The organism is Actinoplanes oblitus (genome assembly GCF_030252345.1).
Taxonomy (GTDB): domain Bacteria; phylum Actinomycetota; class Actinomycetes; order Mycobacteriales; family Micromonosporaceae; genus Actinoplanes; species Actinoplanes oblitus.
Genome location: NZ_CP126980.1, coordinates 555,527 through 567,682 on the forward strand (window position 1 = coordinate 555,527; position 12,156 = coordinate 567,682).

General features: G+C 71.8%; 11 protein-coding genes and 1 tRNA gene. 7 read left to right on the forward strand and 5 right to left on the reverse strand.

Features of this window, described 5'->3' with window-relative positions:
- Positions 1-11: 11 nt before the first annotated feature.
- Entirely contained in the window at positions 12-452 is a 441-nt protein-coding gene (locus Actob_RS02475; protein ID WP_284918343.1) for a contact-dependent growth inhibition system immunity protein, read from the forward strand.
- A gap of 201 nt (positions 453-653) precedes the next feature.
- Positions 654-729: transfer RNA gene (locus Actob_RS02480), tRNA-Arg, on the forward strand.
- 3 nt (positions 730-732) lie between these two features.
- On the opposite strand, the gene Actob_RS02485 is transcribed toward Actob_RS02480, so the two are convergent.
- A complete protein-coding gene (locus Actob_RS02485; RefSeq protein WP_284918345.1) occupies positions 733-1,737 on the reverse strand; it encodes an alpha/beta hydrolase in 1,005 nt (334 codons plus the stop codon).
- 197 nt (positions 1,738-1,934) lie between these two features.
- Here Actob_RS02485 and Actob_RS02490 point away from each other — a divergent pair, with 197 nt between their 5' ends.
- The 4 genes from Actob_RS02490 (at position 1,935) to Actob_RS02505 (ending at position 8,104) form a co-directional block, all read left to right on the forward strand.
- On the forward strand, positions 1,935-2,555 hold the full coding sequence (locus Actob_RS02490) for a TetR/AcrR family transcriptional regulator (RefSeq protein WP_284918347.1): 621 nt from the start codon (positions 1,935-1,937) through the stop codon (positions 2,553-2,555).
- A 46-nt stretch (positions 2,556-2,601) separates the two neighbouring features.
- The gene (locus Actob_RS02495; protein ID WP_284918348.1) at positions 2,602-5,157 is read left to right on the forward strand and encodes an MMPL family transporter; all 2,556 of its coding nucleotides are present in this window, start codon (positions 2,602-2,604) and stop codon (positions 5,155-5,157) included.
- Positions 5,154-7,325: a YhgE/Pip domain-containing protein gene (locus tag Actob_RS02500; RefSeq protein ID WP_284918349.1), complete on the forward strand. Its 2,172-nt coding sequence runs from the start codon at positions 5,154-5,156 to the stop codon at positions 7,323-7,325. The genes Actob_RS02495 and Actob_RS02500 overlap by 4 nt, the downstream gene beginning before the upstream one ends.
- Positions 7,326-7,420: 95 nt before the next feature.
- On the forward strand, positions 7,421-8,104 hold the full coding sequence (locus Actob_RS02505) for a DUF4232 domain-containing protein (protein ID WP_284918350.1): 684 nt from the start codon (positions 7,421-7,423) through the stop codon (positions 8,102-8,104).
- 20 nt (positions 8,105-8,124) lie between these two features.
- Here the strand turns inward: Actob_RS02505 and Actob_RS02510 are convergent, their stop codons facing one another.
- The 3 genes from Actob_RS02510 to Actob_RS02520 are packed head-to-tail and all read right to left on the reverse strand — an operon-like array spanning position 8,125 to position 9,724.
- Complete coding sequence (locus Actob_RS02510) at positions 8,125-8,589, reverse strand: MarR family winged helix-turn-helix transcriptional regulator (protein WP_284918351.1); 465 nt, start codon at positions 8,587-8,589, stop codon at positions 8,125-8,127.
- Between the two features lie 14 nt (positions 8,590-8,603).
- Positions 8,604-9,071: a cytidine/deoxycytidylate deaminase family protein gene (locus Actob_RS02515; RefSeq protein ID WP_284918353.1), complete on the reverse strand. Its 468-nt coding sequence runs from the start codon at positions 9,069-9,071 to the stop codon at positions 8,604-8,606.
- Complete coding sequence (locus Actob_RS02520) at positions 9,068-9,724, reverse strand: GTP cyclohydrolase II (protein ID WP_284918354.1); 657 nt, start codon at positions 9,722-9,724, stop codon at positions 9,068-9,070. Before Actob_RS02520 ends, Actob_RS02515 begins: the two co-directional genes overlap by 4 nt.
- Positions 9,725-9,987: 263 nt before the next feature.
- Between Actob_RS02520 and Actob_RS02525 the strand changes: the two genes are divergently transcribed.
- Positions 9,988-11,151, forward strand: coding sequence for a calcium-binding protein (locus Actob_RS02525; protein ID WP_284918355.1), 1,164 nt, complete (start codon positions 9,988-9,990; stop codon positions 11,149-11,151).
- An 8-nt stretch (positions 11,152-11,159) separates the two neighbouring features.
- Here the strand turns inward: Actob_RS02525 and Actob_RS02530 are convergent, their stop codons facing one another.
- Positions 11,160-11,759: a pyridoxamine 5'-phosphate oxidase family protein gene (locus Actob_RS02530; RefSeq protein WP_284918356.1), complete on the reverse strand. Its 600-nt coding sequence runs from the start codon at positions 11,757-11,759 to the stop codon at positions 11,160-11,162.
- Positions 11,760-12,156 lie beyond the last annotated feature (397 nt).

A 12,156-nucleotide genomic window follows, 5' to 3' on the forward strand; every position in this document is an offset into this window, starting at 1 on the left:
AGGGAGATGCCATGACCGACGTACGAGAGCAGTCCCTCGAAGAGATCGAAGGTGACGCCTGGGGCGATGCGCCGGCCGACGCCACCAAGCTCGTCGCCACGATTCATGAACTGCGCCGCAAACCGATCGGCTTGCTCGAGGTCGAGGACCTTCGAGTGCTGCTCGGCCAGCGGGAAGGTGTCCCGGTGTTGGTTCCGCGAGCACTGGACATCCTTGAGCGCGATCCGTTGACCGAGGGTGACTACTACCCGGGCGACTTACTGAACGCCGTCATGAACCGCGTCCCGGCGGACTACTGGGCTGCCCATCCCGGCGAGTCGGCTCGCCTGCGTGTCTTGGTCGGCACGATCGACGTAGATGAAGTTGACGATGACGAGCTGCGGGCCGATATCGCCGCGTTCCGCGAAGGAGGCACCTCGCAACCGCCGACGCCGTCGCCCGGTCTGCTCTGAGACTGCTCGACGACGCTTGGTCACCCGTGCGCAACAGCGGTCAGCGGCGCGCACGGACTGTCATTGGATCCGCCGCGCGGTGATCAGGCTGCTCCGTGTGTGGTCCGACGGCCGGAACGTCCCGGCCACGACGCTGCTGGTCAGCGGTGGGTGTTATCGGGTGCTGGTGGTCACTGCTGGTCAGGTAGCATGAGCACTCGCGCCCTCGTAGCTCAGGGGATAGAGCAACGGTTTCCTAAACCGCAGGTCGCAGGTTCGATTCCTGCCGGGGGCACCATGGTCAGTGAGCGCTGACCGCCACGGGCCGGGCCAGCGCCGCCCGCACGAAAGCCTCGATCACCGCATTGCTGGGATGAGGCGCGGCCGGCGTCAGGGCCGGCCCGGCCTGCCGGACCACCGCCGGTGGGTGCGCCGGCGAGACGATGTCCCGGTTGTGGCCGACCCCCGGCACCACGTAAAACGTGCTGGGCACCCCCGCCGCCGCGAGCGCGTCGAACAACAGCTCGCTCTGCTGCAGCGGCACCAGGCCGTCGTCCGTCCCGTGGATGATCAGGACCGGTGGTGCCGCCGTCGTCAGGCGGGCGATCGGGTTGGCCGCGGCGACCCGGTCCGGGCAGGTCAGGATCGGACAGCCCAGCAGGGAGGACTCCGGGGAGAGGGTCGAGGCGTGGCAGGCGTCCAGGTGGAACGCCCGGTTGAAGGAGGCGCAGGCGCCGGGCAGCATGTGCGCGTCCAGCTGACCGAAGTCGATCGGGGCGTAGAGGTCCACCACGGCGCGCACGCCGGTGCCGGTGAAGCCGGCCATCAGCGCGGTCCAGCCGCCCGAGGAGTCGCCCAGCACGGCGATTCGGTCCGGATCGAACTCGTACCGGCCGGCGTGGGCGCGCAACCAGCGGATCGCCGCCTGCACGTCGTCCACCTGGGCCGGGAAGAGAGCTTGCCGGCTGGATCGGGTGGACACCCCGGCAACCGCGAAACCGTGCGCGGTGAAGTAGGGGACCAGCGCCGGGGCGTAACCCTTGCCGTCGTCGGCGAGCCAGCCGCTGCCGCCCATCACGATCAGCAGCGGGCGCGGGGTACTGACCGATTCCGCCGGGAGGTAGAGGTCGATCAGGTGGCCGCGGGTGCCGGCTGGCCGCGCGGGGGCGTAGGCCAGGTCACGGAACACCCGGGGCGGCGGGGCGGCCGCGGCGGTCGGTGGCGGGCCGGCGGCGACCAGCACCGTCAGCGTGACGACGAGCGCCGCGGTCAGCGCCAGGAGTCGGGAAAGCGGTCGATTGTGCATGAGGGCTCCCCGGCACGGATCCACGGTGTTGAGCCGATGGTCACCTACGGTGACAACCCCACGATCCGCGATGCGGTTCGCGCACGGAATCCCCCGGGCCGGTTACCCCATTTCGACGTACGCGTGAAGCGGCTCACCGAAATGTGCGGCGCCAGTGGTGGAACGGTTGATCCGGTAGCGGCATTACTGTGTGCGACATGCCAGCGAAACGCCGTGACGCCGAGGCGAACCGGGACCGGATCCTGCGGGCCGCTCAGGAACTGCTCTCCCGCAACCCGGCGGCCAGCATGGACGACCTGGCCCAGGCCGCCGGAGTGGTCCGGCGGACCGTCTACGCGCACTTCCCGACCCGGGACGCGCTGCTCGACGGCCTCTCCGACAAGGTCTCCGCGCACCTGCTCGCCGCGCTCGGCGGCACCGACCGGTCCGGGCTGGAACCGGAGGTCGCCCTCGCCGACTTCGCCCTCACCGTCTGGACCGTGGGCGCCGAGTACCGCCTGCTGATGACCCTGGCGGAGGCCGATCTCGGTGGCGCGTCGCGGCTGCACGAGCTGCTCGCCCCGATCCGGGCGCGTGGTGTGGAACTGCTGGTCCGCGGCCGGGCCAGCGGCCGGTTCGCCACCCACCTGCCGCCCGGGGTGCTCACCCTGGCGCTGCAGGGGATGACCCTGTCGATGATCCAGGCGGTGAACGAGGGGGTCTGGTCCGACGACGGCACCGGTGTCGCGGTCGCCGTGCTGATCGCCGCCGGACTCGGTCCCGGGGCCGCCGAGAAAGCCGTGGAGCAGGCCCGAAACCTGAAAGTTGCACACGACTGAGCAGTGCCGCTAACCTGCACGCAACTGTGCAGGTTAGGGGCTCCCCGTGTCGTCCGCACTTCACCGTCTGGCCGTCTCCGTCGTCCGCCACCGTGGCCGCACCCTGATCGCCTGGCTGCTCGCCCTGCTGGTGCTGGCCGGCGGCGGACTACTGGTCGCGCGTGGCACCGACGACGCCTTCACCATCCCCGGCTCCGAGTCCCAGCGGGCCCTGGACACGCTCAACCGGGTCTTCCCCGAGGTCAGCGGCTCCTCGGCGCAGCTGGTGATCACCGGGGTCGACCCGGCGACGGTTCAGCCGGCGATCACCGACGCGGTCCGGGACGCCGAACGGGTCGACCAGGTGATCACGGTGATCTCGCCGTTCGACAAGCGGTTCAAGGGCAACCGCACCGGCCACGCGGCGATCGTCACCGTCCATTTCGACGTGGCGTTCATGGACGTCAAGCCGGAGACGAAGGCGGCGATCGACGAGATCGGGGCGGAGCTCCATCGCCGTACCGGAAAAGAGGTCCTGGTCGGCGGCGACGCCTATGCCGACCGGGTGCCGAAGCCCAGCCCGGTCGAAGGCCTCGGCCTGGTCGTGGCCATGATGGTCCTGCTGATCACGTTCGGCTCGATGGTCGCCGCCGGGCTGCCGCTGCTCACCGCGATCCTCGGGGTCGGGCTCTCGGTCGGCCTGCTCTACGGCGCCACCCGCGTGGTCACCGTCCCGTCCACCGCTGTCACCCTGGCAACGATGCTCGGCCTCGCGGTCGGCATCGACTACGCGCTGTTCATCCTGTCCCGGCACCGCGACCAGCTCCGGGCCGGCCTGCCGGTCGCCGACTCGATCGCCCGGGCCACCGCGACGGCCGGCTCGGCGGTGGTCTTCGCCGGACTGACCGTGGTGATCGCCCTGGTCGGGCTGGTGGTGGCGGACATTCCGTTCCTCACCACGATGGGGCTCTGCGCGGCGATGGCGGTGGCGATCGCCGTACTCATCGCGGTCACCCTGATGCCGGCGCTCCTCGCGCTGGCCGGCGATCGTCTGCGGCCGAAGGCCCGCAAGAAGCCGCGTCAGCGGCGGATCGGGATCTACGCGCGCTGGGTGACGGCGGTGACCCGGCGGCCGGTGATCACCATCGTGACGCTGCTGATCGGGCTCGGGGTGCTGGCCCTGCCGGCGGCCGAGCTGCGGCTGGCGCTGCCGGACGGGGCGAGCGAGGTGCCGGGCAGCGCGGCGCGGCGGACCTACGACGCGATCACCGCGGAGTTCGGGCCGGGTCACAACGGGCCGCTGCTGGTCACCGCGGACATCATCGCCTCGCACGACCCGGTCGGCCTGATGAACCGGCTGGGCGCGGAGATCGCCAAGGTGCCCGGCGTCGCGCTGGTGCCGATCGCCACGCCCAACCCGCGCGCCGAGATCGGCATCGTGCAGGTGGTCCCGGCCAGCGCGCCGGACTCGCCGGACACCGCCGAGCTGGTCGCCCGGCTGCGCGCGCTGGAACCGCACTTCCTCGCCGAGTATGGCGTGCACACCGCCGTCACCGGGATCACCGCGGTCGGCGTCGACGTGTCGGCACGGCTCGGTGGAGCGCTGGTGCCGTTCGGCATCCTGGTCGTCGGGTTGTCCCTGGTGCTGCTCACCATGGTGTTCCGGTCGATCGCCGTGCCGATCAAGGCGACCGTCGGTTACCTGCTCTCGGTCGGCGCCGCGTTCGGGGTGACCGCGCTGGTCTTCCAGCGCGGCTGGCTGGCCGGCCCGCTGAACGTGGCGCACACCGGCAGCGTGATCAGTTTCCTGCCGATCATCCTGATGGGCGTCCTGTTCGGACTCGCGATGGACTACGAGGTCTTCCTGGTCTCCCGGATCCGCGAGGAGTACGTGCACACCGGCGACGCCCGGCACGCGATCGACGCCGGGTTCCGGGCCTCCGCGCCGGTCGTGGTGGCCGCCGCCGCGATCATGTTCGCGGTCTTCGCCGCGTTCGTCCCGGAGGGCGCCGCGACTGTCAAGCCGATCGCGTTGAGCCTGGCCGTCGGGGTCTTCGTGGACGCGTTCCTGGTCCGGATGACGCTGGTCCCGGCGGTGCTGGCGCTGCTCGGCGCGCGTGCCTGGTGGCTGCCGGCGCGGCTGGACCGGATGCTGCCGTCCTTCGACGTGGAGGGCGAGGGCGTCACCCGGGAGCTGGCCCTGGCCGACTGGCCGGAGCCGGGCAGCACCGACGTGATCACCACCGACCAGGTGCGCATCGGGCCCGGCGAGCTCGTCAACGTGGTGGGCGACCCGCGATCGACGAGTGCCTTCCTGCTCACCGTCGGCGGCCGGGTGACCGAGGTGCCGGGCCGGATGAAGACGCTCGGCCGGGTCCTGCCGCAGCGCGCCGCCGAGGTGCGCGACGAAGTCGTCCTGATCCGCCGCCCGGAGGCCGCCGCGATCCTGGCGGCCGCCGCCGAGGCGCCGCCACTGCTGCTGATCGAGGGCTTCGACCGGGTGCCCGACCGGGCCGCCGTGCTGGCCGGCCTGCGGGACGCCGCCGACCGTGGCAGCACGGTGCTGGTGACCGGCATTGATCACGACCCCGCCATCCCGACGAGTTTCAAGGTGTCCGCGTGAAAAAGACCTGGATCGGGGTGCTGCTCGTGCCGCTGCTCGCGGCGGGCGCGCTGCTGGCGGCCTTCCACGACCCGGCCGCCCGGCTGGACACGGTGACCGCCGCCATCGTCAACGGTGACCAGCCGGTCGAGCGGGACGGGCAGACCATCCCGCTGGGCCGCGAGCTGGCCGCCAAGCTGGTCGCGCACACCGGCGACAACTACACCTGGGTGCTCACCGGTGCGGCCGACGCCGCGGCCGGGCTGGACTCCGGCAAGTACCGGGTCGCGGTCACCATCCCGGCCAACTTCTCCCGCGCGGCGATCTCCACCGGGAACGCCGCGCCGGCGACGGCGGAACGGGCCCAGGTGGACGTGACCTCCTCGCGTACCTCGAACGGGGTCGATCCGGTGATCAGCCGGACCTTGACCGACGCCGCGGTCGCCACCCTCAACCAGACGGTTGTCGAGACCTATCTCGACAACGTCTACCTCGGCTTCAACCGGATGCACGACCAGCTCGGCGACGCCGCGGACGGCGCCGGCCGGGTGTCCGACGGCGCGCGACAGGTCGCCGACGGCAACCATCAGCTGGTGGTCGGGCTCGGACAGCTCGCCACCGGCAGCGGCGCGCTGGCCGACGGCACGGACCGGCTCAGCGCCGGAGCGTCCACGCTGGCCGGTGGCACCGAGCGACTTCGCGACGGCGCCGCCACGCTGGCCACCGGCACCGGGAAACTCGCCACCGGGGCGTCCCGCCTGGCCACCGGCGCCGGCCGGCTGGAAGACGGCACGAACCAGCTGGCCGGTGGCCTGAGCACGCTGCGGAAGCGGACCGCCGCGCTGCCCGCGCAGACCCGCGAGCTGGCCGACGGCGCGCAGCGGGTGGCCGACGGCAACCAGCGGCTCGCGGACACGGTGGTCCCCATCGCCAACGAGGTGGTGACCGGTATCGACCGGCTGCCCGACCTGACCTCGGCCGCCCGGCAGGCCCGCGAGCTGGCCGATCAGTGTCAGACACCGGCCGACGCGTGCGCGCGGCTGCGCGAGATCGCCGACAAGCTCGTCGACGCCAGCGGCGACGCGGAGACGGCCAAGGCCGGGGTGCGCGACAGGGTGGTCGAGGTCCGCGACGGGATCACCGATCTGGCCGACGGCGCCCAGCGGGTCGCCGACGGCGCCGACCGGCTGGCCGACCAGACCCCGCAGCTGGCCGGCGGGATCAAGCAGGCCGCGACCGGTGCGGTGTCGGTGCACCGGGCGGCCGGGCAACTCGCGGACGGCGCCGGCGAGCTGCGGGCCGGGGCCGGCGAGGCGGCGCACGGGGCGGCCGCGCTCCGCGACGGCGCGCGGCGGCTGACCGGGGGAGCCGATCAACTCGCGGCCGGTGCGAGGGACGCCGCCTCCGGCGCCGATCACCTGACTTCCGGGGTACGCCGCGCCGGCACCGCCGGTCGCCGGCTCGCCGACGGGTCCACCCGGCTCGCCGGTGGCGCCTCCGACCTGGCGGGTGCCCTGGACGACGGCAGCGCGCAGGTACCCAGCTATTCGGCGGCCGACCGGGAACACCTGCGGGCGGTCGCTGCCAGCCCGATCGCCGCGACCGGGCACGGCTTCGACGACCTGGGCGGACTCGTGGCCGGGCCGATCGTGGCCCTGGTGCTCTGGCTGGGCGCGCTGCTCCTGCCGCAGCGGGGCGGTGATCCGCTCACCTGGCGCGGCCCGACCTGGCGCCTGGTGATGCTCGATGCCAAACCCCTTTTCGGGTACGCCCTGGGCCAGGCTCTCGTGGTGACCGCTGCCGCCGAGGTGTTCCTGCGTCTCGGGCCGTGGCGGCTGCTCGCCCTGCTGGGCGTGGACGCGCTGATCGCCGTGGTGTTCGCGCTGGTGGTGCGGGCGCTGGTGGTCGGGTTCGGCGGGACCGGGCGGCTGCTCGGGGTGGTGGTGCCGGTGATCGCGCTGGCCACCGTCGTGGTGTCCGGGGTGCCGGCGACGCTCGCCACCGTCGCGAGCTACCTGCCGACGTACGGGCCGGTGATCGCGGTGCGGGCGCTCACCGCGCACGGCGGCGCGGCCGGGCCGGGGATCGCGCTGACGCTGGGCTGGCTGGTGATCGGGGTGCTCGGGGTGCTGTGCGCGACGGCGTACCGGCGGACGATCCGGATGGTGCCGGCGCTGCTCGTGCCTTAGCCGTCAGTGGCACGAAGACGGGATGGAAGCGCTCCCAAGGCGTCTCTAGTGTTCGTTGTGGTCCTGCTGATCCATTTCAGACTCGAGGAATCACGATGAACTGGCGTCCCGCTCTTGCCGTCCCGGCTGTCGCCGCTGCCGCGTTGCTCGCGCTGACCGCCTGCAAGCAGGACACCGTGGCGGCTCCGGGGGCCGTGACCTCCCCGCAAGCGGCCGCGGCCTCCCCGAAGGCGGCCACGGCCTCCTCGCCGCACGCCGGCGCACCGGCCGCGACCAGGACGAAGACCGCTCGCCCGGCCAAGACGCCGACCAGTGACCCCGGTGACGGGGATGGCCTGTCCGGTGACGCGGGCGACCCGGACGCGCCGGCCTGCGCCACCGCCAACCTGAAGATCACCATCGACGAGGCGGAGGGCGCGGCCGGGCACAGCATCGCGCCGGTGCACTTCCGCAACACCGGGCCGCGGTGCTGGATCGAGGGCTACCCGACGGTCGTCACCGGCGCCGGTGCCACCGCCGGCAAGACCCCGAGCGGGTACGGCGGCGGCCTGAGCGACGGCTCCGAGCCCTCGCCCTATCTGCTGGAGAAGGGCGACACCGCGTCCGCCGTGATCGAGGCGCTGAACGCCAACGCGGACGGCACCGCCTGCACGGCGGTCACCACCCTGCGGGTCAGCCCGCCGAAACAGAGTTCGTCGGTCAAGCTCGGCTGGTCGGGCGGCTGTGCCGAGTTCCAGGTCCACCCGGTCGTCCGCGGCACGACCGGCCAGGACGGCTGACCACCCGGCGGCCCGGCGGATCAGGCGGTGACCGCGGGGAGGATCTTGCCGGTGATCGCGCGGAGCTGGTCGATCTCGGCCTCCGAGAGGTGATCGAAGATCAGGCGGCGGACCTCGGCCACGTGGCCGGGCGCCGCCGCGGCCAGCACCGCCATGCCCTCGTCGGTGAGCGTGGCGATCTGCCCCCGCTTGTCGAAGGCGCAGGCCCGCCGGGTCATCCAGCCGCGCTGCTCCAGGCTGGCCACCGCGTGTGACAGCCGGCTGGTGGTGGTGCCGACCAGGCGGGCCAGGTCGGTCATCCGCATCGCCCGGCCCGGCGCGCCGCTGAGCGTGGCGAGAATCTGGTAGTACGCGTGCGGGATGCCGGCGTCGTCGCGCAGCTGCCGGTCGAGCGCGCTCGGCAGCAGCATCAGCAGCTGGGTCAGATTGAGCCAGGCGGCCATCTCCGGGCTGCTGAGCCAGTGCGGCTCCGGAGCGGCGGTCATGACGGCCTCCTGAGTCATGTGGTCTGCATCCCCATCACGTGGGCGTTGATGTCCCGCACCGCCTCACCCAGGTCGGTGATCTCGAGCACCTCGACGCCGTGCGCCCGCAGGGTCTCCACGCCGGTGCAGTCGGCGAAGTGCAGCGGCTCGCGCAGCGCCAGCGCCACCCGGCGGATGCCGGAGGCCAGGATCAGCTCGGTGCACGAGACCGGCCGGGACTTGCGGGTGGTGCACGGCTCCAGGGAGGTGTACATCGTCGCCCCGGCCAGATCGAGACCGCGCCCGGCCAGCTTGGCGAGCGCCTCCTCCTCGGCGTGGAAGTGCGGGTCGGTCTCCCCGGTGTACCCGGTCGCCATCGGGTTGCCGGCCGCGCCGACCACCACCGCGCCGACCGCGTAGTGCGTCGGCGACGGAGGGGAGAGCCGGGAGAGGTCGATGGCCGATCGTGTCCAGAAGCGGTCGGCCTCGGTCGGAAGCGTCATGCGGCACCGGTCAGGTCGAGGGTGTGCGCGGTGTGGTCGCGCTTGGCAGCAAGGTAGCGGGCGTTCGCTTCGGACAGATGAACACCCGTGCGGATCTGCTCGGTCACCTCGACGCCGAGGTCACCGAGTTGCCCGGCCTTGTCCGGGTTGTTGCTGAGCAGCCGGATCCGGTCCACGTCCAGCGCGTGCAGCATCTGCGCCGCGGCGGTGTAGTCCCGCTCGTCCTCGCCGTGTCCGAGCGCGAGGTTCGCCTGATACGTGTCCAACCCGGTGTCCTGCAGAGCGTACGCGTCCAGTTTCGCGTACAGGCCGATTCCGCGACCCTCCTGACGCAGGTAGAGCAGGATCCCGCCCGCTTCGGTGATCCGCTCGGCGGCCTCCCGCAGCTGCGGGCCGCAGTCGCAGCGCTGGCTGCCGAAGACGTCCCCGGTGAGGCACTCGCTGTGCGGGCGGACCAGGGGGTTCGTGGCGTTGCGCCAGTCGCCGAGGCCGAGTGCCAGGTGCTCGCGCCCGTCGGCGAGGCCGATGAAGGTGAACACCTCGGCGGTGGTGTGGTAGCCATCCGGAAACTCCAGTGGCACCGTTACCCGGGTACGGACTCGCGCCGCCGGAGGCCTCACCTGCGCTGTCGCCTGGCCGATCGTCACCGTCATCGCAACCCCCACGGTTGTTGAAGTTTCACCAACACTATTCGCCGGTTGCTCTTGAAACTTCAACGACGATCCGAGTGCGTTACATCACCAGGTAAAAAACTCAGCTCGGCAATGGGGACGGCGAGGTGCCGCGGGCGAACCGAAATCGGGAGCGAGCCCGGACCTCAGCGGACCGCGCCGGGGCAGCGGGCCGGAACGGTAGCGTTCTATGATCGCCCGGCCGCGCGGTGATCGGAACCGCCGGATCGCCCCGGAGGATCCCCATGCGTTACCACGTGCGGCTTGCCGCGCTCGGCATGACCCTGTTCAGCACGGCCTCCGTGGCCGCGTTCGCGTCGCCGGCGCAGGCGGCGTCGGCCGGTACGGCAGCCGTGGTCGAGACGAGCAAGGTGCAGTACAAGGCGGCCAAGGGCAAGCGGAACAAGGTCGTGGTGACCCGCTCGGGAAACAGCATCACGATCGACGACGTCGTGGCGATCACGCCGGGCCGGGGCTGCAAGAAGGTGGACCAGACCAAGGTCCGCTGCACCACGAGGACGGCGCCCACCCGGGTCCGGGTCTACACCTACGACCGCGGCGACTCGATCGTCAACAACACCGACGTGCGGATGACCGCGGCGAGTGGCACCGGCAACGACCGGGTCTACGGCGGGTCGCGGGGTGACCGGATCGCCGGCGACGACGGCGCCGACAAGCTCTACGGCCGCGGTGGCGACGACTACCTGAACGGCTGGGACGGCGACGACCTGGTCCGCGGCGGCGACGGCGCCGACAACATCGAGGACTCGAGCAGCAAGAACTCCGGCAACGACGTCATCCACGGCGACGGCGGCAGCGACCTCATCAACGGCGAGACCGGCAACGACAAGCTCTACGGCGAGGACGGGTCCGACCTGATCTTCGGCGGCCCAGGGCGGGACCGCATCGAGGGCGGCTACGGCCCGGACACCCTGCAGGGGGACGACTGTTACCGGGGCGCGGACTTCGGGCCCTGCGTGGCGTCGGACGTCCTGCTCGGTGGCCCTGACGTCGATCTCGTCGACTACAGCACCAGCGACGAGCCGATCACTGTCGACCTGGACGGCGCGAGTCGCGACGACGGGCAGGCCGGCGAGCACGACACCGTCGGCGCCGACGTCGAGAACCTCACCGGTGGCAACAAGAGCGACCGGCTCACCGGCAACAACGCCGCCAACGTCATCGGCGGACGCGGGGGGAACGACGTCATCCACGGCGGCGGGGGTGACGACCAGTTGGAGGGGCTGGCCGGTCGCGACACCGTGTACGGCGACGCGGGTGACGACGTCCTGCTCGGCGGGGACGAGGGGCCGGCCGTCGCCGACCGGCTCGACGGCGGCGTCAACGGCACCGCCGGCGACCGATGTGTGGCGACGGCACACGACACGCGGGTCAACTGCGAGCACTGAGCCGCTCGTCAGGCCTGCTCGCCCGGCACCGGATGCAGGGCGCAGGACCGGCCGGCCGGGGCCGGGACGAAGTAGTCGCTCTTCTTGAGGCGCTGTTCCGACTCCGGGTGCCGGCTCCGCTGCCGAGGGACCTTCAACATCCGCGGGATGTGCTTCGCGCAGTGGATGTAGGCCTCCTGCACCCGGGCGACCACCCACAGCCGCGCGCGGAGTCCGGGCGGCGTGCCCGGCCGCTCGTCCGGGTCCTCGACGATCTCCGCGGTGCCGTTCACGTGCAGGCCGATGACCTCCTGGAAGTCGATGAAGAGCAGCCCGACGTGACCGTTGTCGGTGATGTTCCCGAGGCTCGCCATCACCCCGTTGCCCCGGTACTCGGGCCAGCTGAGGTGTTCCTCGTCGAGCACCCGGACGAAGCCGGGCGGCCCGGCCCGGAAGGTGCTGTCGCAACGGCCGCTCGGGTCGGCGGTGGCCAGGAACATCATCTCCTGCCGGCCGATGAAGCGGCGCATCCGGTCGTTGAGGTGGTGCAGGGTCTGCCGCGCGGCGAAGGCGTCGGCGCGCTCCCGGGTGCCGAGTTGGTCCTGCAGCTGTCGTTCACCGTGGTTCATGATGGCCTCCCTGCCGCGCGGCTACCGACGCCCCGTTGCGCACGAGTGTCAGAGAGTAGTCATCTGATTGCATAGCGTTGCAACTTGCATCTAGCGACGTCTATTGTGGCTGATCCCACGCGCGGGCGACCGCATCTCCGCAGCGTCCGCCCCGGGTGGCCGGGCCCCGCGGCCCATGCCGTCGCGTCGATCGGGCGACTCACATGTCACCCGAACGGGTGACACGTTCCGCCAATGCGGCTGACGTGGCCGAGGGAACTTCGCGGTCATTCGCCGGATTCGGCGGCGGGCGCTCCGGGCGTACGAAACACTGCCGCTACCTGGTTTGGCGCGTCGCGACGGGAACGTATCGTCACGCGCTGTATAGACAGCCGACAGGTAACAGTCCGTAATGGAC

Excerpts from the sequence above, each read along its gene's own strand:
- Actob_RS02505 (WP_284918350.1), top strand. The coding sequence starts at position 7,421 with ATGAACTGGCGTCCCGCTCTTGCCGTCCCGGCTGTCGCCGCTGCCGCG.
- Actob_RS02530 (WP_284918356.1), bottom strand. The coding sequence starts at position 11,759 with ATGAACCACGGTGAACGACAGCTGCAGGACCAACTCGGCACCCGGGAG.
- Actob_RS02525 (WP_284918355.1), top strand. The coding sequence starts at position 9,988 with ATGCGTTACCACGTGCGGCTTGCCGCGCTCGGCATGACCCTGTTCAGC.
- Actob_RS02475 (WP_284918343.1), top strand. The coding sequence starts at position 12 with ATGACCGACGTACGAGAGCAGTCCCTCGAAGAGATCGAAGGTGACGCC.
- Actob_RS02515 (WP_284918353.1), bottom strand. The coding sequence starts at position 9,071 with ATGACGCTTCCGACCGAGGCCGACCGCTTCTGGACACGATCGGCCATC.
- Actob_RS02490 (WP_284918347.1), top strand. The coding sequence starts at position 1,935 with ATGCCAGCGAAACGCCGTGACGCCGAGGCGAACCGGGACCGGATCCTG.
- Actob_RS02485 (WP_284918345.1), bottom strand. The coding sequence starts at position 1,737 with ATGCACAATCGACCGCTTTCCCGACTCCTGGCGCTGACCGCGGCGCTC.
- Actob_RS02520 (WP_284918354.1), bottom strand. The coding sequence starts at position 9,724 with ATGACGGTGACGATCGGCCAGGCGACAGCGCAGGTGAGGCCTCCGGCG.
- Actob_RS02510 (WP_284918351.1), bottom strand. The coding sequence starts at position 8,589 with ATGACCGCCGCTCCGGAGCCGCACTGGCTCAGCAGCCCGGAGATGGCC.